Annotated in this window: 19 protein-coding genes and 1 riboswitch; of the genes, 4 read left to right on the plus strand and 15 right to left on the minus strand. The window is 42.7% G+C overall.

The genetic code is table 11. The features are described 5' to 3' along the window. Window positions 1-15: 15 nt before the first annotated feature. From LXF01_RS15680 to prfB, 4 genes are all read right to left on the minus strand, one after another. Window positions 16-1296 (minus strand): 3-deoxy-D-manno-octulosonic acid transferase, encoded by a 1281-nt coding sequence (locus LXF01_RS15680; RefSeq protein ID WP_233944688.1) that lies wholly within the window; start codon window positions 1294-1296, stop codon window positions 16-18. Between the two features lie 87 nt (window positions 1297-1383). Beyond that, the gene (locus LXF01_RS15685; protein ID WP_233944689.1) at window positions 1384-2472 is read right to left on the minus strand and encodes an alkene reductase; all 1089 of its coding nucleotides are present in this window, start codon (window positions 2470-2472) and stop codon (window positions 1384-1386) included. Window positions 2473-2509: 37 nt separating this feature from the next. Next, window positions 2510-2809 (minus strand): ArsR/SmtB family transcription factor, encoded by a 300-nt coding sequence (locus LXF01_RS15690; protein WP_078190555.1) that lies wholly within the window; start codon window positions 2807-2809, stop codon window positions 2510-2512. 154 nt (window positions 2810-2963) lie between these two features. Then, a protein-coding gene (gene prfB, locus LXF01_RS15695; RefSeq protein WP_111884474.1) for a peptide chain release factor 2 occupies window positions 2964-4059 on the minus strand; the annotation gives its coding sequence in 2 pieces (ribosomal slippage) (window positions 2964-3986 and window positions 3988-4059; 1095 coding nt in all). Between the two features lie 181 nt (window positions 4060-4240). On the opposite strand from prfB, the gene LXF01_RS15700 reads away from it, so the two are divergent. After that, entirely contained in the window at window positions 4241-5089 is an 849-nt protein-coding gene (locus tag LXF01_RS15700; RefSeq protein WP_233944690.1) for a porin, read from the plus strand. 326 nt (window positions 5090-5415) lie between these two features. Continuing rightward, entirely contained in the window at window positions 5416-6201 is a 786-nt protein-coding gene (locus tag LXF01_RS15705; protein ID WP_180131179.1) for a putative porin, read from the plus strand. Between the two features lie 71 nt (window positions 6202-6272). On the opposite strand, the gene recJ is transcribed toward LXF01_RS15705, so the two are convergent. From recJ to LXF01_RS15740, 7 genes are all read right to left on the minus strand, one after another. Further along, window positions 6273-7976: a single-stranded-DNA-specific exonuclease RecJ gene (recJ, locus tag LXF01_RS15710; protein ID WP_233944691.1), complete on the minus strand. Its 1704-nt coding sequence runs from the start codon at window positions 7974-7976 to the stop codon at window positions 6273-6275. Next, entirely contained in the window at window positions 7977-8633 is a 657-nt protein-coding gene (gene pdxH / locus LXF01_RS15715; RefSeq protein WP_180002691.1) for a pyridoxamine 5'-phosphate oxidase, read from the minus strand. 18 nt (window positions 8634-8651) lie between these two features. Then, entirely contained in the window at window positions 8652-9983 is a 1332-nt protein-coding gene (gene glmM, locus LXF01_RS15720; protein ID WP_111884469.1) for a phosphoglucosamine mutase, read from the minus strand. Between the two features lie 118 nt (window positions 9984-10101). Continuing rightward, complete coding sequence (guaB, locus tag LXF01_RS15725; protein ID WP_078190562.1) at window positions 10102-11568, minus strand: IMP dehydrogenase; 1467 nt, start codon at window positions 11566-11568, stop codon at window positions 10102-10104. A 220-nt stretch (window positions 11569-11788) separates the two neighbouring features. Further along, the gene (locus tag LXF01_RS15730; protein ID WP_078193208.1) at window positions 11789-12154 is read right to left on the minus strand and encodes a YkgJ family cysteine cluster protein; all 366 of its coding nucleotides are present in this window, start codon (window positions 12152-12154) and stop codon (window positions 11789-11791) included. A 98-nt stretch (window positions 12155-12252) separates the two neighbouring features. Then, on the minus strand, window positions 12253-13050 hold the full coding sequence (locus tag LXF01_RS15735; RefSeq protein ID WP_078190564.1) for an MBL fold metallo-hydrolase: 798 nt from the start codon (window positions 13048-13050) through the stop codon (window positions 12253-12255). 195 nt (window positions 13051-13245) lie between these two features. Beyond that, window positions 13246-13824, minus strand: a complete 579-nt coding sequence (locus LXF01_RS15740) for a TMEM165/GDT1 family protein (RefSeq protein ID WP_233944692.1) — start codon at window positions 13822-13824, stop codon at window positions 13246-13248. A 73-nt stretch (window positions 13825-13897) separates the two neighbouring features. Beyond that, window positions 13898-14041: riboswitch (yybP-ykoY riboswitch) on the minus strand. A gap of 58 nt (window positions 14042-14099) precedes the next feature. Between LXF01_RS15740 and LXF01_RS15745 the strand changes: the two genes are divergently transcribed. After that, a complete protein-coding gene (locus LXF01_RS15745) occupies window positions 14100-14810 on the plus strand; it encodes a methyltransferase type 11 (RefSeq protein ID WP_233944693.1) in 711 nt (236 codons plus the stop codon). 48 nt (window positions 14811-14858) lie between these two features. Here LXF01_RS15745 and LXF01_RS15750 read toward each other — a convergent pair whose 3' ends face one another. The 3 genes from LXF01_RS15750 to LXF01_RS15760 form a co-directional block, all read right to left on the minus strand. Continuing rightward, the gene (locus LXF01_RS15750; protein ID WP_233944694.1) at window positions 14859-16844 is read right to left on the minus strand and encodes a 2-oxo acid dehydrogenase subunit E2; all 1986 of its coding nucleotides are present in this window, start codon (window positions 16842-16844) and stop codon (window positions 14859-14861) included. A 2-nt stretch (window positions 16845-16846) separates the two neighbouring features. After that, a complete protein-coding gene (gene aceE / locus LXF01_RS15755; RefSeq protein WP_078193212.1) occupies window positions 16847-19549 on the minus strand; it encodes a pyruvate dehydrogenase (acetyl-transferring), homodimeric type in 2703 nt (900 codons plus the stop codon). Between the two features lie 281 nt (window positions 19550-19830). Beyond that, complete coding sequence (locus LXF01_RS15760) at window positions 19831-20526, minus strand: M23 family metallopeptidase (protein WP_233944695.1); 696 nt, start codon at window positions 20524-20526, stop codon at window positions 19831-19833. A gap of 106 nt (window positions 20527-20632) precedes the next feature. Here LXF01_RS15760 and LXF01_RS15765 point away from each other — a divergent pair, with 106 nt between their 5' ends. Continuing rightward, window positions 20633-21073 (plus strand): DciA family protein, encoded by a 441-nt coding sequence (locus LXF01_RS15765; protein ID WP_111884464.1) that lies wholly within the window; start codon window positions 20633-20635, stop codon window positions 21071-21073. Between the two features lie 97 nt (window positions 21074-21170). Here LXF01_RS15765 and lpxC read toward each other — a convergent pair whose 3' ends face one another. Beyond that, window positions 21171-22073: a UDP-3-O-acyl-N-acetylglucosamine deacetylase gene (lpxC, locus tag LXF01_RS15770; protein ID WP_078193215.1), complete on the minus strand. Its 903-nt coding sequence runs from the start codon at window positions 22071-22073 to the stop codon at window positions 21171-21173. Window positions 22074-22116 lie beyond the last annotated feature (43 nt).

Consider the following 22116-nt stretch of genomic DNA (forward strand, 5'->3'; position numbering starts at 1 on the left):
ATTCATTGTGAAAAATCAAAGGTACTGATCAATCACCTGAATATGCTTTTGCAGCGACCCGGTATTCTTTTGCATAATCAGCTGAGCTGCATCATTTAAAGCCCGCGCTTTCGCAGTATTTTGAATGATGTCAACCAATGCACTGGCCGCCTGCTCAAAATCCTGCACAACCACAACCGCATGGGCCGCTACAAACTCATCCACAATGGTTTGGAAGTTAAAATAATGCTGACCTAATACTGTCGGGACATGCAGCGTGATAGGCTCCAAAATATTATGTCCACCGCCCGGTTCATTTAAAGACCCGCCGACAAAGCAGGCCTGACTCATTGCCAGCCAAAGCCATAACTCACCCATACTATCTGCCAAATATACCTGCGTTTCAGGCTGAATGGTTTGCTTTAAACTGCGGCGCTGTGTACGTAAATTCAATTTCTGCGCTTCTACAAAAACTTCATCAAAGCGTTCAGGATGACGTGGTACGACGATACATAACAGCTCAGGCTGTTGTTGCAAAATCGGCTGCAGTGCCGCGAGCAGTTTTTGTTCTTCTGGTGCATGCGTACTGGCAATGGTGATGATCTTACGCTCTTGTAAAGCCCAATCTTTTCGTAACTGCGCTGCTTGTTGCACAAAGCTATCGGGCGCATGAATATCAAACTTGATACTACCGACGACCTGACTGGTATGCGGGTTTGCACCCAACCCAATAAATCGCGTTAAAGTTGCCTGATCTTGCGCCAATAATTGTTTTAAACTCTTTAGCATCGGCTGCGTCAAACTCGGGACTTTGCCATAACCCTTCGCCGATTTTTCAGATAATCTGGCATTAATCAATAAACACGGAACGTTGGCCTGATCGGCTTCAATCATCAAATTTGGCCAGAGTTCAGTTTCGACCAGAGCCAACATTTTCGGTTGATATTTTTCGATAAAACGACGGACTAATTTTTTTTGATCTGCCGGCAAATACACGGCCTGAAACAGTGATTCATACGGTGCTTTTAAAAATAATTGTTTCGCACGCGCTTGTCCGGTTTTGGTGGTATTGGTGACTAAGACCGGATGACCTGCTTTGAGATAATGTTCAATCAGCGGCTGTGCAGCGTTGGTTTCTCCTACGGAAACCACATGAAACCAAATTGCATCGCGGTTTTTAACCGGCTGAAATGGCCCAAAGCGCTCAAGACACTCTTGCTGATATAGTTGGAGATCTTCAGCACGTTTTTTGAGGCGCCATTGATATAGCGGCTTAATCAGTGCCAAAGCTGCGTTATACCAAAAAGGAGTAGTCAAATTATTACGCTCAAAAACGGTTTGAATCGGCAGAATATATCAGAGCATTATCCACATGTTAATGGATAATGCGTATTCAAGTGTCGATTAATAGGTTGAACGACCTGAACCAAATTTATTTTTCATGCTTGGATAATCAATATAGCCTTCGGCAACATCTGTTCCAATCATGTTTTCCAACTGCAATTCATTCAATGCAGCATTCGCTAGCAAACGTTCAAACAAATCTGGATTGGCAATATAAGCTTTACCAAAAGACACTGCATCGGCTTTACCAGAGGCCAATAAATCTACAGCATCATCACGGCTTAAACGCATATTGGCAATGTACGGCACACCATTTGAGCGCTGTTTCAGATAGTCACTAATACTGTCATCCGCCAGATATTCACGAGTAAAGAAGAATGCAATCTTCCGCTGCCCCAACTGCTCTAAGGCATAGCCAAAGGTTTCACGTGGATCATGATCACCCATATCGTGCTCATCACCACGCGGTGCAAGATGCACACCTACACGACCTGCACCCCACACTTCGATCAGCGCATCCACCACTTCGAGCAATAAACGTGTGCGGTTTTCGACAGAACCACCATACTCATCTTCACGTAAATTGGTTTTGCTTTGTAGGAATTGATCGATCAAATAACCATTGGCCGCATGCAATTCCACACCATCAAACCCCGCTTCTTTGGCTTTGATCGCAGACTGTTTGTATTGTTCTACAATGCTTTTGATTTCTGCAATCTCTAATGGACGTGGCACGACATATTCGCGTTTTGGGCGAAGCAGACTGACATAACCCGCCTGTTGTACCGCACTGGCAGAAACTGGTGTATCACCATTCAAAAGATCGGGATGTGAGACACGTCCGACATGCCACAATTGTGCCACAATTAAACCTTGCTGTTCATGTACGGCTTGGGTCACCAATTTCCAGCCCTTAACTTGAGCATCGGTAAATAAACCCGGCGTCTGCAAATAGCCATTAGCTGCTTCTGAAATGACTGTTGCTTCTGAAATGATTAATCCAGCACTTGCACGCTGTGCATAATATTCAGCCATCATCGGCGTTGGAACACGGTCAATGGTTGCACGACTACGGGTTAGTGGCGCCATTACAACGCGATTTTTGAGGTGTAAATCACCCAAAATGAGAGGAGTATTAAGTTCAGCCATATATGTCTCGCCTGACACTTCAAATGCAAAAAATGATTTAAAGTGAGTTCTGCAGATAATCAATATATTGCTGAATGAGTTCTTCATTGCGTGAAAAATACGACCATTGACCATATTTCTCGGCTTGAATTAAGCCCGCCTGTTGTAACACAGACAAATGATTAGACATCGTAGACTGCGAAACATTACCGAGTTTTTCGATATTGCCAGCGCATACACCACGATTAAAGCCGCCACATTGTTCTTCTGACAAAAATTGTTCAGGTGTTTTTAACCATTCCAAGATTTGACGTCGAGTCGGATTGGCAAGTGCTTTAAAAATTAAATCAATATCCATAATTTAAACGGGTTTAATTAAATAAAAATTTGGACAACAAAGTTCTATTCAGCATCTTGAATACACTATATCGTATTTTTTCGATTTTTATATCGATTTTTTTAGATATATTGATCAAGAACAGATAGAACTTTGTTTTCTATATAAATTTAAATTACAAACCTTGTTTGAGGCTGGCTTCAATAAACTTATCTAAATCACCATCAAGTACTGCGCCGGTGTTTGAACTTTCCACACTGGTACGTAAGTCTTTAATACGCGAGTCATCTAAAACGTATGAGCGAATTTGGCTGCCCCAACCGATATCTGACTTGGTATCTTCCAACGCTTGTGCCGCATCATTACGTTTTTGCATTTCAAGTTCGTACAATTTTGCACGTAGCTGTTTCCATGCATGGTCACGGTTGGCGTGCTGTGAACGTTGGTTCTGACAAGCCACCACAATCCCTGTTGGAGCGTGAGTTAAACGTACCGCAGAGTCTGTTTTGTTAATGTGCTGACCACCCGCACCAGATGCACGATAGGTATCAGTGCGTACATCAGCTGGATTGATTTCAATTTCAATATTGTCATCAATTTCAGGCGATACAAAAACCGCTGAGAATGAAGTATGGCGACGGTTACCCGAGTCAAAAGGTGACTTACGGACTAAACGATGTACACCAGATTCTGTACGTAACCAACCATATGCATACTCACCTTCTACACGGATGGTTGCAGACTTGATCCCTGCCACATCACCATCAGACTCTTCCATCACTTCTGCTTTAAAGCCATGACGTTCAATCCAACGTAGATACATACGCAGTAACATGGATGCCCAATCCTGTGCTTCAGTACCACCAGAACCTGCTTGGATTTCGACATAGCATGGGTTCGGGTCCATCGGATTACTGAACATACGACGGAATTCTAATTTCGCAAGTTCTGCTTCCGCTGAAGTTAACTCTGCTTGCACATCCGCAAGTAAGCTTTCTTCTTCTGCTTCAACCGCAAGATCCAGCATCGCTTGGGCATCTTCTAGTTGAGTTGAAAGCCCTTCGAGCACGTTAATGACGTTTTCGAGTTCACCTTTTTCTTTTGCCATTGCTTGCGCACGGCTTTGATCATTCCAAATTGCTGGGTCTTCCAGCTCACGTAGAACCTCTTCTAAACGCTCTTTTTTCAGATCGTAGTCAAAGATACCCCCGTAATGTTTGACCACGGTCGTTTAAGTCTTTTAGCTGTAATAGATACGGATTAATTTCCACGTGAATTACTCTCAATCAAAAAATTTGGCTTAAATAGCCGCCTATTATATCACAGAGAATTTGCACAGATTCAGCCAGATTGATCATCCAAATCATTGACTTCAATGCACATAATATGAACAATACGCTCGCGTTACTATTTATTACATTTTATTTACAACAATAATGTTTCGAGGGTTTTATGAAAAAGACATTACTTGCACTAGGGTTAGCTGTTATCACTTCATCAGCTTTTGCTTATGATGGTCAAGTTGATGGCGGTTTTACTTATACAGATTGGGACAATGACATCGTAGATTCAAACGGATTGTTCAACTTACAAGGCACGTTATATTTAGACTCAGTAAACCCTAAAAATGGCCCATTAAACGAAGCTGCATTTTTAGGTCATAACAGCAATATTTATGCTAAATATAGCTATCAATATTTAGATACAAAAACAGTTGATGTATCAGATTATTTTCCTGTTTCAGGTCCGCTTGCAGGCAAAGCAGAATATGACAGCCACCATATTTCATTAGGTGCTGAATACTTCTTTGAACAATTCTACTTTAATGGTGAATTAGGCTACAAAGAAGAAAAAGCTGAAGTAAAAGTTGCTGGTATTTCAGCAAGCGAGGACTATGATTCAACAACATACCGCGCATTAGTAGGTTATTTACCTGTCTCTAACCTTTTACTTGCTGTTGGTATTGATGGCTATCAAGGCGACAATGATGAAGACGAAGACAACCGTTTTGCTGTTAAAGCAAAATATGTTGCGCCGTTGAACAATGGTCAATACATCAACCTAGAGGCAGATGGCGCTTTTGGTGATTTAGACTCTGTTACGATTGGTGCAGACTACTACTTCGACCAAGCTTTTAGCATTGGTGCATCTTACAACATCGAAGATGATGGTGATGAAGACACGGATTACTTCGCTATCCGTTCAAAATACTTCCTTAACCCGAACCTAGCAATCGGTGGTCAAGTTGGTTTTGGTGATGACGTTCAAGCGTTCAACATCAATGCAACTTTCCGTTTCTAATTTCGTTTGAATTAGAAATTTGCATTAAAAAAGCACCTCAATTTTGAGGTGCTTTTTTCTTTTGGATGTAATATTTACTTTAAAAAAAGTCCAGTTATTGACCAAATAATCTACAAATTCATAATATCTACACAGTTTTAATAAAACAAAACATTAATAATAATTATATATTTTTCAATATCTTAAATAATTAAAATTACATAAAATTACCGAATACACAGTTCTGCAACTTTGCAGCGATTGACCATCTTTAAAAATTCTCTAGACTAAAACTTGTAACAAAAAATGTATTAAATTTAGCCAAACAATTTAGAGGGGTAGTTTCCATGAAAAAACTCGCAATTGCTTCAGCACTTCTTTCTGCACTTGCTATTACAGGTACAGCTCATGCTTATCAAGCAGAAGTGGGCGCTTCAGCTGGTTACATCGACCCAGATAATGGAAGCTCTGGCAGTGAATTTGGTGTAAACGGTACTTATTACTTCAACCCTGTTCAAACTCGTAACGCTCCTCTTGCAGAAGCTGCATTCTTAAACCGTGCAAGTAACGTAAATGCACATGCAACTTTCGCTGACCGTGGCGATGTTGACGACAATACTTATGGCGTAGGTATCGAATACTTCGTACCAAACTCAGATTTCTATGTATCTGGTGATGTAAGCCGTAATAATGTCGAAGTTGACACTGCATTCGGCACAGTAGACAACGATACAACTTATTATGCAGCTGAAGTGGGTTACCTTCCTGCACCTGGTTTCTTAGTTGCTGCCGGTCTAAAAGGTTGGGACAATGACGATGACGACGGTGTAGATCCAACACTTCGTGCAAAATATGTCACTACACTAAGCAATGGTAAAGACATCAACCTTGAAGCGGGTGCAGCATTCGGTGATCTAGATGAATTCAATCTAGCAGCGGATTACTTCATCGACAAAACATTCAGTGTTGGTGCTGACTACTACAACAACGATGTCACTGATCGTAACGAAGTAGGGATCAATGCACGTAAATTCTTCAACCAACAAGTGAGCCTTGAAGGTCGTGTTGGTTTCGGTGAAGTTGGCAACAATGACTACAATTCATTTGGTGTAGCAGCGAAATACCGCTTCTAATCCATTGAAGTCAAAACCATAAAAAAACCGCTCTTCTGAGCGGTTTTTTTATTTGCCTGTAAAAATAGAATTTATTGAGCCAAGTGTAGAACTCTCAATTGAACACTGACATTTCCTCTAAATTCATTTTTATCGAGTTCGTAGACCAAGCGGATTTTATCTTGCATAGGATTAAATTCATATTTTTCTGCCGCATTAAATGCAATTGCGTCCACCATTAAGCCATTATCTAAAGCAAGTTTTAATTTCAGATGCACATCTTTCAACCAACGATAATCTAAAACTTTAAATAGGCCTTCATAGACCGGTGCAGGGAATTTTTGTCCCCATGGACTTAAATTTTGCAAAAGATCGACGGTTTCGACATTAATGGCCGAATCGGGCAATTCGCCATCTGTCCAAATAGTGGCCTGAAATAAATTTTCATCTTGCGCAGCGATGAGTGCTTCAAAAGCGGTTTTAAATTCAGAAAAATGCTGCTTTTGAATGGTTAGTCCTGCCGCAGCAGCATGCCCGCCAAAATGACTCACCAAATGCGGATGTAATTCACCAATACGCTCAATACTGTCTCGAATATGAATACCTTCAATAGAACGCGCAGAGCCTTTAATATGTACGCCATCCTCATCTGCGGCAAAGACGATTGCAGGTCTATGAAATTGTTCTTTCAAACGCCCTGCAACAATCCCAATCACCCCTTGATGCCAATGCTGTTCGAACATGATCAAGGCTGCAGGTAAGTTATCCTGATCAAGCTGAATATGTTCTAACTCAGCCAGAGCTTCCTGTTTAATCTGCCCTTCGACTTGGCGTCTTTCAATATTGAGTTGATTCAACTGCTGCGCAATCGGATAAGCCGTACTTAAATCCGCCGCAATCAAACACTCAATCCCAATATCCATGGTCTCCATCCGCCCAGCTGCATTGAGTCGTGGGCCGACCACAAAGCCCAAGTCCTGTGCTTTTAACTGTGCGGGATCACGGCCGGCGATATCCAATAATGCACTGATCCCTGGACGACATAGCCCTTGCTGAATCCGCTTCAAACCAGCATCGATCAAAATCCGATTATTCAAATCTAGACTTGCAACATCGGCATAAGTGCCTAAGGCCACCAAGTCCAAATATTGGCTGAGGTTGGCTGTGGATTTAGCATTTTTTTTACGCATACTGGCCAAATTTGCCAACACATAAAATGCAACACCTACGCCAGCCAAGGCTTTACTTGGAAATTCACATCCGAACTGATTCGGATTTACCACCGCTTCTGCTAGTGGTGTTTCCTTTGTGGTTAGGTGATGGTCGGTAATGATCACCTGCATACCATGTGCCTGTGCCTGCGCTACACCAGCATGGCTCGAAATACCATTATCGACCGTAATCAGCACATCTGGTGTAAAGCTCACGAAGGCCAAATCGGCAATGGCGGGTGTCAGGCCATAACCATATTTGAAACGATCTGGAACCAGATATTCAACATCCGCGCCCATATCACGCAGTGCCAAGACCATCAATGCAGTACTGGTCGCACCGTCGGCATCATAATCACCAACAATGACGATTTTCTTTTGAGTATCAATTGCTTGATCGATTATTTCAATCGCTTGCTCTAAACCCTTTAAGTTTGGCGCATGTAAGTGCTTAAGCTTCAATTCCAGCTCTTGTGCGGAAGAAACCCCGCGACGTGCCAATAAATCAGCAATAAACGGGGCAACGCCCTGAATATCTTCAGGGCGCGTCAAATAGGGTCTTTGTTGAATTAAAAGTTTAGACATTTATGGCATCAGTCGCTGTAAAACCCATTGACCATCCTGTAGTTTATAACTCAAGCGGTCATGTAAACGATTCGGACGGCCTTGCCAAAATTCATAATAATCCGGAACTAAACGATAGCCACCCCAAAACTCAGGTTTCGCCAATACGTCTTTGCTTTCCACTTGATCATGCAAATTTTGGAATCGCTGTTGTAATTCTTCACGGCTGGCAATAACACCACTTTGTGGGGTGCTAATGTGCGCTGCAATTTGGCTATCACGCGGTCGCTTATGGTAATAATCTGTCGATTCTTCTAGAGATATCTTTTCCACACGACCACTGACCCGAATTTGACGTTCCTGCTCTTGCCAATAAAACAATAATTCTGCATAAGGATTATCGAGCAGATCATTGCCTTTTTGACTGTCATAGTTGGTGTAGAAGTCATAACCTGCATGGGTCGCACCGCGCAACAAGACCGTCCGCACGTGCGGACGACCTTGGGCATTTGCCGTCGCCAAAGACATGGCATAGGGTTCATGCAATTGTGCTTCTAAGGCATGGTTAAACCATAATAAAAACTGCTCATGCGGATCACGGTTCACCTGATCTTCATGCAACTCACCTTTTTGATAAGTTAAACGCAGTTCACTTAAGTCCTTAATCACATCATTCATGCAATTTCCCCTCTTGATTTAAGCTGCATTGGCACGAACAGCATCGGCCAAATGATTTGCCAATGCGGTGACTTCTTCAAGGTCATTACCTTCAACCATGACACGAATGACCGGCTCTGTGCCTGATTTACGAATCAAGATGCGACCACGCCCTTTAAGCTGAGCTTCAGCTTTTTCAAACTCGCTCACCAGTGCAGGTACGGCGTAGGGATCAAACATCGCAGCCAAGCGAACATTCACCAAGACATTTGGTAATAACTCAAACCCTTCCACCAATTCATGCAAAGCTTTACCTTGCTCAACCATCACCGTTAACACCTGAAGTGAAGCAATGATCGCATCACCTGTGGTGCTCTTGTCCAAAGTCAAGATATGACCTGATGGTTCACCGCCCGTTACCCAGCCCTTTTCTTCTAGGCCTTGTAGAACATAGCGGTCACCAACTTTGGCACGAAGCAACGGCACTTTGGCTTGATCTAAAGCAATTTCAAGCGCCATATTGCTCATCACGGTACCCACGATACCCGCAGGTTTTTGACTCGCTTGAGTGGCTAAAATATACAGAATATGGTCACCAGTAATTTGCTGACCGTTTTTATCGACCATAATCACGCGGTCGGCATCACCATCAAAAGCGATCCCTAAATCTGCCTGATGTTCAACCACTGCTTTTTGTAAAAACTCAGGATGTGTCGAACCACAGTCTTTATTGATGTTTAAACCATCCGGTTCGTTAAACAGCGCAATCACTTTTGCACCGAGTTCACGATACACCGAAGGGCCGACGCTATAGGCTGCACCATTGGCACAGTCCACCACAATTTTTAAGCCTGTCAGGTCAAAATGGTACGGGAAGGTTGATTTACAAAACTCGATATAACGACCATTGGCATCTTTTACACGCACACTTTTACCTAAGTTTGCAGGGTCTTCGATCACCAAGTCATTTTCAAGTTCTTTGTTAATGGCTTCTTGAATTTCATCCGGCAATTTTTTACCTTCGCTCGAGAAAAACTTAATGCCATTATCAAAATAAGGGTTATGCGACGCCGAGATCACGATGCCTAAGCTGGCATGTAATGCACGAGTTAAATGGGCAATTGCGGGTGTAGGTAATGGACCCAACAAATGAACATAAACACCTGCTGCGTTTAAACCGGCTTGTAATGCTGACTCTAAAATATAGCCCGATAATCGGGTATCTTTACCTAGTACAACGATGGGCTTTGCTTTTTTACTGTATTGTTTTAATACTTTACCTGCGGCAAATCCTAGTTTTAATGCAAATTCAGGGGTAATAGGCAATTCACCGAATTTGCCACGAATGCCATCTGTACCAAAATAACTCATGTTGTACTCACTTCTTAATGGTGATCTTAATCATCACTTTTTACTGCAAATACTTTACACCAAAAACAAAAAGGCCGTCATATTAATGACGGCCTTTTCGGCTAAAAGCTACTAAATATCAACCAACACGGTAGTTTGGTGCTTCTTTAGTAATAGTCACGTCATGTACGTGAGATTCAGACATACCTGCCGCAGTAATTTTGACAAACTGTGCATTTTTACGTAAGTCATCGATCACCGCAGAACCGGTATACCCCATAGATGAACGTAAACCACCCATCATTTGATGAACGATGTTACCCATTGGACCTTTGTACGGTACGCGACCTTCAATACCTTCTGGTACAAGTTTTTCAGCGCCTGCTTTTGAGTCTTGGAAATAACGGTCAGCAGAACCTGTAGCACCTGCCATCGCACCCAATGAACCCATACCACGATACGCTTTGTAGTAACGACCTTGGAAGAATTCAACTTCGCCCGGTGCTTCTTCTGTACCCGCCATCAATGAACCTACCATGATGGTACTCGCACCGGCACCAATCGCTTTTGCCATATCACCAGAGAAACGGATACCACCGTCTGCAATCAATGGAATTTGATCTTTTAGTGCATTGGCAACGCTGTCAATCGCAGAGATTTGCGGCATACCAATACCAGCCACAATACGTGTAGTACAGATTGAACCTGGGCCAATACCCACTTTCACTGCATCTGCGCCAGCATCTAATAATGCAAGTGCTGCATCACCAGTCGCGATGTTACCGCCAATCACTTGAACTTGTGGATAGTTGGCTTTTACCCAACGTACACGTTCAATTACACCTGCAGAGTGACCATGTGCTGTATCAACAACAATCGCATCAACACCCGCTTCCACCAATGCTTCTACACGGCTTGGTGTTTCTGCACCTGTACCAACTGCAGCACCAACGCGTAAACGACCTAAGTCATCTTTGCAACTGTTTGGATAGTTTTCAGCTTTACGGAAATCAGTAACCGTGATTAAACCTTTCAGTTCGTTGTTGTCATTTACAACAAGGACTTTTTCAATACGGTGCTTTTGAAGTAATGCTTGGATGTTTTCTTTTGATTCGTTTTCACGAACAGTCACCAAACGATCATGGCCTGTCATGATGTTACTAACAGGTTGCTCAAGATTGGTTTCAAAACGAGTGTCACGACCAGTAACAATACCCACCACTTGACCGTCTTTCACCACTGGTACACCGCTGATGTTATTTGCTTGAGTTAAAGCAATCAGCTCACGTACAGTCGTTTCTGGTGTAACGGTAATTGGGTCTTTCACCATACCTGCTTCAAATTTTTTCACGCGGCGAACTTCTGCAGCTTGTGCAGCAATATCCATGTTTTTATGCAGGATACCGATACCACCGTTTTGCGCCATTGCAATCGCCATACGTGATTCAGTCACAGTATCCATCGCAGCAGAAACAAGTGGAATATTCAAATTGATGCCACGTGTGAAACGTGTCTTAAGAGAGACATCTTTTGGGAGAACAGTAGAATAGGCAGGGAGTAATAAGACATCATCAAAGGTTAGGGCTTCTTGAACGATGGTCAACATAACAGTCTCGCTGGTAATTTCCGTGAGCCATTATATACAAATTTCCGTTCAATTTTCATTTTAATTGCGGCAATTCTTTACGGAGTTTTCAATATTTACCATCGAATATACTGTTTTCAGCAAGAATACTCTGGGGGTTGGTCAGCATCCAGTGCAATACAGGCAGAATCCGAAGACTCTACCTCTTAGATTTCAATAAATTTATTCTGGAAATAAAGCCTTAACTGACTTGATCGAAATCTTCGTCATTTTCAGCATCATGCAGTGGAATACTGATCAATGGAATCATTTGATGCGCGATGCGTGCTTTATTACATTGCTCATCGGCGATTTGAACTTCTTTACAAGATGAACTACGTGCCTCATACATGTTACAACTCACCTGTTTGCCTACTTCTCCACCCAAAGCAATACAACGTGGATTTGCCTGATTCGTACCCACCATACATGAATACACCGATGTCACAGGTTCTGTATAATGTTCAGGCATATTTAGCCCTTCTGCCCAATAAAAAGAAACGCGATAGTGAGCACAACATGCTCCACAGGTTAAACATGCATCCTGAGTCGGTATTTGAGACAACATTTTTATCTATTCTCGTCATCTAAAAGCTTATTTTATGGACGAAAAATATTAAAAAATGTTATCTGCAAACTCAATTATTTTTTGAAATTTTCAAGTCATTATACTGGGCAAGTAAAAACTGTCTCATCCATTAAATCGACACCACATTGTAAGGTTTCGATCCAATCTAAGAATTGGTTGATCTGTTCTTTACCAATAAATGGCGTGCCGTGCTGCGGTACGATCATTTCCACATCCATCGTCCGTACCATGTTGACCCACAGACGGATCACTTTGTTTGAACACATATAGCGCTGATGGAAGCCTTTCATTTTAGGAATATGAGCGGCAAAATTTTCTAAAGGTTTAGAGGCATCATCCACCATAGATGCGCCCATATCCCCTGAGAATAAAATTTTGGCAATCGGGTCATAAAATTGGAAGTTACCAACCGAATGTAGGAAGTGTGCAGGAACAGCCACCAAATGACTGTTGCCTAATGGAATCACCTGACCATGATCTGGAAGTTCAATCAGACGATCCAACCAGTTACCTTTCATGCGGTCACTCATAAATGCAGAGTTTAAATGTGGTAAGAAACGCGCCCACAACTTAGATGCCACCACTTTGGCGTCGGTATAAACCAACCAACGTGGCATCGAGGTAATAATGTCTGGGTCCTGATGTGAGGCCATCACATAGTCAAGATTGGTCAAACGGGTATATTTATTCAGTTCCATAGTCAGTGGGACATAGGTCAAGTCACCACCCGGATCGAGCACTGCTGCGCGCTCATTATCCAAAATCAGGAACTGGTTCGCCTGTACGCCCTCGCCTTTTACCAAACTGGTAAAGCTAATACATTTATGCTTTCCATCATCATAAAGTACCTGTGATGTTGTGCGTTCGAAAGCCATTCCCATTCCCCAAATTTTTTATCAAAAAATATATATTCTATAGGTGAATAACATATATTTATTTAGGGAAACTTACAATAAATATTCAGTCAATATTATCTGAAATATCAGTGAATTGGGTCTCATTTATTGGCGAATAATCCTGAGTTTTTAACTCAGGATTTCATGTATTTTTTAATATGGTGGGATTGGTATTTAAAATAAATAGTGTTGTGCCAATGCAACCAAACCAATCACCAAGAATACCAAGGCGCCAATTTTATGAATCAGTGAAATCGGTAGTTTTTCAGCTAGCTTGTTCCCAATAAATACCGCAGGCGCATTAACCAACATGATGCCTAGTGTCGTCCCCAAAGTCACCCAGCCAATACTGTCAAAGCGTGCAGCCAGTGCGACTGTGGCAATTTGGGTTTTATCTCCAATTTCAGCCAAGAAGAACAAAACGAAAGTGGCGCCGAAAACCCCATATTTTTGCCACTTATTGATACTTTCAGATTCATCATCCAATTGATCGGGGATCAACATCCACACCGCCATAGCAATAAAGCCCAGAGAAACGATCCACAATAAAACGGTTGGACTTAAAACAGTGGTAATCCATTGACCCAACACAGCAGAAACCCCGTGGTTCACCACAGTCGCGAGGAAAATTGCAATTAAGATCGGAACGGGTTTACGAAAACGTGCAGCAAGCAGTAAGGCAAGTAGTTGTGTTTTATCGCCCATTTCTGACAGGGCAACAACAGCAAGGGAAATGAAGAAAGCGGTTAACATGGTGCATTTCTCTGGCTAGCAATAACATATACCGATGACTTATCCCTCCTGCTAGCCAATGTGCAGAGTGATAAATCAAAGGTCTTGCCAACAAAAGAAAGCTACGAAGAGCTCATTTGGTTCTTTGCTATGATGACCATGCTCGTTTTAGAGCAAATATGTTGACCATCACCTTTTTACTTTGCGTAAAAAGCGGCTACTCCCCAATGAAGTAATGCTATTCTAGCGAGGAATGCATGTTTTCGCAATTTTAATTTTCGATGACTCAATTTGATATGCAAAACAATAATCAAAAATTTCAAGAATTTATTCAACACTATATGCATGTGCAGGATGTATTAATCATTGCAGGCGGCCCGTCTCAGCTCAGTTTTGACTTAACCACCATTCAGCCCTCAAAAAAACTGCTAATCATTTGCTGTAATCAAAGTTTTCTTCAACTTCCTCAGGCTCAAATTGCCCATCATTCAGATTATGCGTGGTGGTTACACTATCAACCCATGCTCAAAGCCTGCTTTCAAGGTGACATCATTAGCGGATGTGGTTTAGGTCACAACCGTCCATATCCTGAACATGAAGTGATTAACTTTAAAACCGTGCGTATCGATACGCAAGCGGAGTTATTTCATTCACCGTACTTTGTTTATGGTAATAATTGCGGCCTTCAAGCCTATTCACTCGCACATCTCTTTCAACCGCAGCGTATTTGGCTGATGGGCTATGACTTTCAGCACCAACACGGTCAAACACATGCATATCAGCATCAACATGTGCAAGAACTTGAGCATTATGAAAAGTTTTGGGGCTTATTTTTAAAAGACTTCCAACGCTTTGAACATTTACGACATAAGCTTTGGTCGACGGCGCACCCGCATCGTACGCTTCCACTTACCTATAACCTCAACGCAAACTCGGCATTAAAGCTCTACCCTTCACCCATTGAACTTCCTGATTGGCTTTGTCAGTCCACCACCACCACGCCATAAAAAAACCCTGCCAAAGCAGGGTTCATTTTGAAACTTAAACAGGTCAGATTAGATCAATAAAGTTCGGATATCTTTGAGCAGCTTCGTCAGTTTATTGGCAAAACGTGCAGCGTCCGCTCCATTAATCACACGGTGATCGTATGACAATGACAGCGGCAGCATCAAACGTGGATCAAAGCTTTCACCATTCCATACTGGCTGCATGGTTGCAGGTGAAATACCCAAAATCGCCACCTGTGGCCAGTTGACCAACGGTGTAAATGCCGTGCCACCAATTGAACCCAAACTGGTAATGGTAAAATTCGCACCTTGTAGATCTTTTGGCGATAGTTTTTTGTCACGTGCTTTTTGACTCAGTTCACCCAGCTCAATTGCAATCTGCTTAATCGATTTTTGATCTGGATTACGCAGTACAGGCACGGTCAAACCATCAGGCGTGGCAACGGCAATCCCCATATGGATTTCATTACGTAACAATACTGACTTGCCATCATCAGACAAATGACCTGCAAATTCACGCTCTTCTTTCAACAAATAAGCCACTGCTTTGATGATGAAAGCCATAATGGTTAAGCCAATACCTTCTTTCTTAAAGTTAGCTTTTAAATCATTACGCCAAGCTTCAAGATCGGTAATATCCGCAGCATCGAACTGCGTCACTTGCGGGATAAAGTTGTTTAAAGACAATTGCGGGATCGACACTTGTTGTAAACGCGTCAAAACTTTCTCTTCGACACCACCAAAAGCATCAAAACTTGGCAACTTCGGCAAACCTGAAACCTGTGCCACAGCTTGCGCTGCAGGTGCAGCTTGCGGAGTGGTCAAACGGGTTTTCACATAAGCGAATAAATCTTCTTTCATTAAACGCTCATGCGGACCAGATGCTTTGACTTCTGCTAAAACCACACCCAATTCACGTGCAAGCTTACGAACGGCCGGACCTGCATACACTTTGGCATTGGCAGCATTTTGCTCTTTGGTGAGCTTATCTGCGCCTTGTAGTTGCGGTGCTGCTGCTTCAACTTTGCTTTCAGCTTTAGGTGCAACTGTCGCAGGCTGTGCTAAAGCTGGTGCAAGTTTCGCTGCTGGCGCGGGTGCTGCAACAGCTTGACCTTCAGCTTCAATCGTCACTAAAGCGACGCCTTCAGAGACACTTTGCCCTAACTGGACATGAATCGCGGTGATTTTACCAGCTGTAGAGCTTGGCACTTCTACCGTTGCTTTGTCTGATTCCACCACGATGATGCTTTGGTCTTTTTCAACCACATCACCCACAGCGACTAAAATTTCAGCCACTGCTGCTTTATCAACACCTAAGTCAGGCACTGCAATTTCAACAGGTCCAGACGCCGCAGCCGTAGACGGCGCTGGTGCTGCTTCTGCAACAACAGGTGCAGCAACAGGCTGTGCAGTTTCTTGCACAGGAGCCGATTCAACCGCAGCAGATGAAGCCGCCGTTTTCACCGTTAAAATCACTACACCTTCTTTCACTACATCGCCAGCGCTGATCGTGATCGATTCGACACGGCCTGATACAGTACTTGGGACTTCGACTGTCGCTTTATCTGATTCCACCACGATAATACTTTGATCAACATCAATCTCATCACCAACAGAGACCAAAATCTCACTTACCGTAGCTTTTTCTACGCCAATATCAGGGACTTGCACATCGACACTTTGCGACTGAGGAGCATTGGCTGCAACAGGTGCTGCTGCAGCTTGTTCTGCTTCCACAACCGGAGTTGGTTCTGCTGCTTGGTCTTCAGTTGCATTTTGTACTGGCTCAACGGTAGCAGTACTTTGACCTTCTGCTTCCAACTCGATCAGCACAGCACCTTCAGCAACACTGTCACCTAGATTGACTGCAATGCTTTTCACCACGCCTGCCGAAGTGCTTGGCACTTCAACAGAGGCTTTGTCAGACTCTAACAACACAATGCTGTCATCGACGCTAATGCTGTCGCCGACTTTCACTAAAATCTCAGCGACCGTTGCTTTATCTACACCAATATCAGGAGTCGTAATTTGCATGATTAGTTCTCCTCTTTGTAGTCAGCCACAGCATGCAGTTCCGGCGTTTCCTGCGGAGCCCATGCCACTGGACGGTCAGTATCTAGTTCAAAGCTTGAGATAGCATCTTTGACTAAACGCGCATCAACTTCGCCTTCATCCGCGAGTTTTTTCAATGTTGCTACCACAATATGTGCGGCATCGACACCAAAGTAGCTACGTAAGTTGCCACGTGTATCTGAACGACCATAACCATCTGTACCTAATGCAACGAACGGACGATTGTCTGGAAGATAAGCACGGATTTGTTCGCTATAAGCACGCATGTGATCGGTTGCCGATACCACAATACCGTCTTTTTCACGAAGTAATTGAGAGATCCAAGCTTCTTTCGTATCTTCAGCCAATGGATGTAGGCGGTTGTATTCTTCACAGGCCATACCATCACGAGCTAATTCGTTAAAGCTAGTGACGCTCCACACATTTGAATGAATTTGATATTCATCACGAAGGATTTTCGCTGCTTTAATCACTTCACGCAGAATCACACCTGAACCCATCAATTGAACCGTTGCTTTCTCATCTTCTTCGAAGAGATACATACCACGTTTAATGCCTTCTTCAGCACCTTCAGGAATAGCAGGGTGTTCGTAGTTTTCATTCATTACTGTTAAGTAGTAGAACACACGCTCTTGGTTCACGTACATGCGTTTTAAACCATCATGTACGATTACTGCCAACTCATAACCAAAACATGGGTCATAAGAAATACAGTTTGGAATCGTATTTGCCAAGATATGTGAATGACCATCTTGGTGCTGTAAACCTTCACCGTTCAGTGTTGTACGACCCGCAGTTGCACCGAGCAAGAAACCTTGCGCCTGTGCATCACCTGCAGCCCATGCAATATCGCCAATACGCTGGAAACCGAACATCGAGTAGTACATATACATCGGAATCATTGGCAAGTTATTGGTTGAATAACTGGTTCCTAACGCAGCCCAAGCACTCATCGCACCCGCTTCGTTAATCCCTTCTTGTAACATGTGACCATCTTTGGCTTCACGGTAATGCATCAACTGTTCTTGGTCTTCAGGGGTATATTTTTGACCATGCGCAGCATAGATCCCCAACTGACGGAACATACCTTCCAAACCGAAAGTACGCGCTTCATCTGGCACGATTGGTACGACACGATCTTTAATGGCTTTTTCTTTCAATAATGATGAAATCAAACGCACCATCAACATGGTCGTCGATTGCTCTTTACCACCACTGCCTTTGAGTACCGCATCAAACACAGACAATTCAGGAATCGCCAGCTGTTCACTTTCTTTACGACGTGCAGGTAAATAACCACCCAATGCCTCACGACGCGCCTTCATGTATTTCAATTCAGGCGAGTTTTCACTCGGACGATAGAATGGCACTTCTTCAAGCTGTTCATCGGTAAATGGCAGGTTGAAACGGTTACGCACGTATTTCAACGACTCAAGCTGCATTTTCTTGATTTGATGCGTCTTGTTGACTGCTTCAATCTCTTCCGACAAACCATAACCTTTGACTGTTTTTGCCAAGATAACTGTTGGCTGACCTGTTTCCTTCATCGCTTCGGCATAAGCCGCATACACTTTGAATGGGTCATGGCCACCACGGTTCAGGTTATCAATATCTTCATCGCTTAAGTTGCGCACCAACTCTTCAGCTTCAGGATACTTACCAAAGAAATGTGCACGCGTATACGCACCGCCTTTCACTTGATAGCGTTGGAAGTCACCATCAACCGCTTCTTCCATCACCGCTTTTAAGGCACCTGAATCATCTTTTGCCAGTAACGGATCCCAATGACGACCCCATACCACCTTAATCACGCGCCAGCCTGCACCACGGAACAATGATTCAAGTTCTTGAATAATTTTACCATTACCACGAACTGGGCCATCTAGACGCTGTAAGTTACAGTTCACGACCCAAATCAGGTTGTCGAGCTTTTCACGACCTGCAAGTGAAATGGCACCTGTACTTTCAGGCTCATCCATTTCACCATCACCGAGGTAAGCCCAAACTTTACGGTTTTCTTCTTTGATCAGGCCACGATTCATCAAGTACTTTTGGATGTGTGCTTGATAGATCGACATGATTGGACCTAGACCCATCGATACAGTTGGGAACTGCCAATAATCTGGCATCAAATATGGATGTGGGTATGACGGCAAACCTTTACCGCCAACTTCACGACGGAAATTATTTAAGTGCTCTTCAGTCAAACGACCTTCTAAGAACGAACGTGCATAGATACCCGGCGCACAGTGACCTTGATAATAGATCATGTCACCGCCAAAGCTGTCGCTATTGGCACGGAAGAAGTGGTTAAAACCCACGTCATATAAAGTTGCAGATGATGCAAAACTTGCCAAGTGACCACCTAAATCGTCACCGGTTTTATTGGCACGCAGTACCATTGCTAAGGCATTCCAGCGGATCAACGCACGAATACGGCGCTCCATATCCGAATCACCCGGCATAGGCGGTTGTTCTTCAACTGAAATGGTATTTAAGTAAGGAGTATTTAGTCGCTGAATGGGAACGTGCTTAGCAATCGCTTGTTGATAGAGTTTTTCAAGCAAAAATGCAGCGCGGTCAGTTCCCATGTGCTGTAAAACTGAATCAAATGCGTCCTGCCATTCTTGGGTTTCTTGCGCATCTGTATCGCCATAAAACGCCATACTTCACCTATCCTATGTGCTAAATATATGGCTCTATTAGTACCATATTTTGGCTAGGCTGAGTTATCGCCACAGATGAATACGAAATAGCTCTGTTATTTATTTACTAAATACTTATTGATTAACAATTACACAAATTTACATTTTTGGGTCAATTTTCGCCATTTTTCATACAGACAATATTTTTTAGAATGATAATTTTATAGTTATTAGCGATAAATAAAAAAGCCATTGTCTGTAGAGGTTCAGACAATGGCTTCGTATATAGATGTTATATGTGCTTATGGTAACATCGCTAAATACGTTGATGGGTTTTTACGTTGACCATCTTTCACTACTTCGTAATGTAAATGTGGGCCAGTACAACGACCAGTACAACCAACGTTAGCAATATGCTCACCCGCAGCAACACGGTCGCCTACACGTGCAATTAAGCGTGATGCATGTGCATAACGTGTCAGGTAACCATTACCATGGTTAATTTCAACATATTGACCATAACCTGTGCCCCAACCTGACTTTGTTACAATGCCTGGACCCGTTGCATAAATAGGTGTGCCACTAGCCGCAGAAAGATCTAAACCTGAATGATTCTCCGCACGGCCACCCATGGTACGGCCACCATAGTTTGAACTTACACGCTTCATGTCTGGAAGTGGGTGGGCAATTAACCATGAATATGGATTATTTGAACTTGCTGAATAGTTTTTAGAGGAATTGCTTGAACCGTATTTTTTTGCGATTGTCGCATTATTGAGTTCAATTGATTTTTCACGAATTTGAACATTCAACTTTGTTTCTGCTGGAATATCAATATCATTGCTTTCAGAGTAAGCACCTTGAGACAAAGTGCGAGTTAACTGTTCAATACGATCTGATGATGAATCTGCTTGATTTAATTCAACTAAATCTGCATAAGCGACTGAAGCGGCCGAAGCAGCCAATGAAAACGCCAATAAAATACGTCGTAAATGCATAAAAAACCTCTATAAACTGTTCTCTTTTGTTCCTTGTGTGATTTCGTCCTTGATATCAGCCAAAAGGAGCGCATAAGATTAAGACATAAACATGTAGGAAATATGTATGTCAGAACCTGTCAACGTCTTTCAACCAACAAGAAAACACATAAAAACAGGAAACTTTTCGTTTCTCTCAACGCAAGTTGCTGCATGGCAGAAGCTTACGAAAATTGTCCAACCGCTATTACCCCAACCGGATCAATGGCAAGTCGTTTGTTATATAAACGGTGTACTTATATTAACTGGTGAAAATCAGGCACTGATAAGTCAGTTGGCCTATTTACAAAAGCAATATATTGCACAGTTATCACAAATATACGAATTCAAGGATTTACACAAGATTCAAGTTCGTCTGAGAACTCCGTCTCCAACGCCCCATTCCCCTGAAAAAATTTCAAGAACCCTCAGTACAGAAACTCAGGATTTACTCCGTAATGCTGCTGACTTTGTGAGCGACCCTAAGCTTAGCCAAGCAATGCTGCGTTTGGCAAGCAATAAAAAGTAACCACCGAGTTGTAACAGATAAATTTGAATATTCAGAATGTGACAGACTTAACACTTACAAATGATACAATATAACATCACTATTATAAGACAATGACTTATGTCACATTCACATAACTAATTGGGCAATCTTTAATGTCATCAAATGTTACAATTTCATAGCTGTCTGGATCACTTTTGACATTGCGTAATAACTGATTATTTAATGCATGACCTGACTTATAGGCATCATATTTCGCAATAATTTGATGACCGAGCAAGTATAAATCACCCACAGCATCTAATATTTTGTGACGAACAAACTCATCCGAGAAGCGTAAGCCCTCTTCATTGACCACACCATTGTCATCTACACCAATGGCATTTTCGAGACTCGCCCCTAAAGCCAAATTATTAGCTTTGAGGTAGTCCAAATCTTTCATAAAGCCAAAAGTCCGCGCTTCACTAACTTCATAGACAAATGTTTCGGTTGAAAAGTCGATTGTTGCCGACTGAAATTCTTTCTTAAATGCAGGATGGTCAAAATCAATCGTAAAATTTAATTGGAAACCGTCATGGGGTTGGAAGGCAGCACGTTTATCATCGATCAGTGCTTCGACAGGTTTGCGTATTTTTATGAATTTTTTAGGTGCATTTTGTTCTTGTAGTTCACCTTGCATAAGCAAATAAATGAACGGGCCGGCACTCCCATCCATAATGGGCACTTCAGACGCCGACACTTCCACGATCAGGTTATCAATCCCTAAACCAGCAATCGCACTCATAATGTGCTCAATTGTACCCACCTTGGCATTTTCTTGCACCAAGTTAGAACACATGAATGCTTCTTGAATCAGCATAGCATCGGCTGGAATATCAATCGGTGGATTTAAGTCGATACGACGAAACACAATCCCCCCATCGGCATGATGTGGCACAAAGTTAATCATCACTTTTTGCCCACTATGCAGTCCGATGCCACTCGCTTTCACGATGCGTTTCAGGGTACGTTGTTTCAACATGTGTCTTCTATCATCAGTTCACAAAACCGCTATACGTTAGCAT

The organism is Acinetobacter sp. SH20PTE14 (genome assembly GCF_021391555.1).
Classification (GTDB): domain Bacteria; phylum Pseudomonadota; class Gammaproteobacteria; order Pseudomonadales; family Moraxellaceae; genus Acinetobacter; species Acinetobacter amyesii.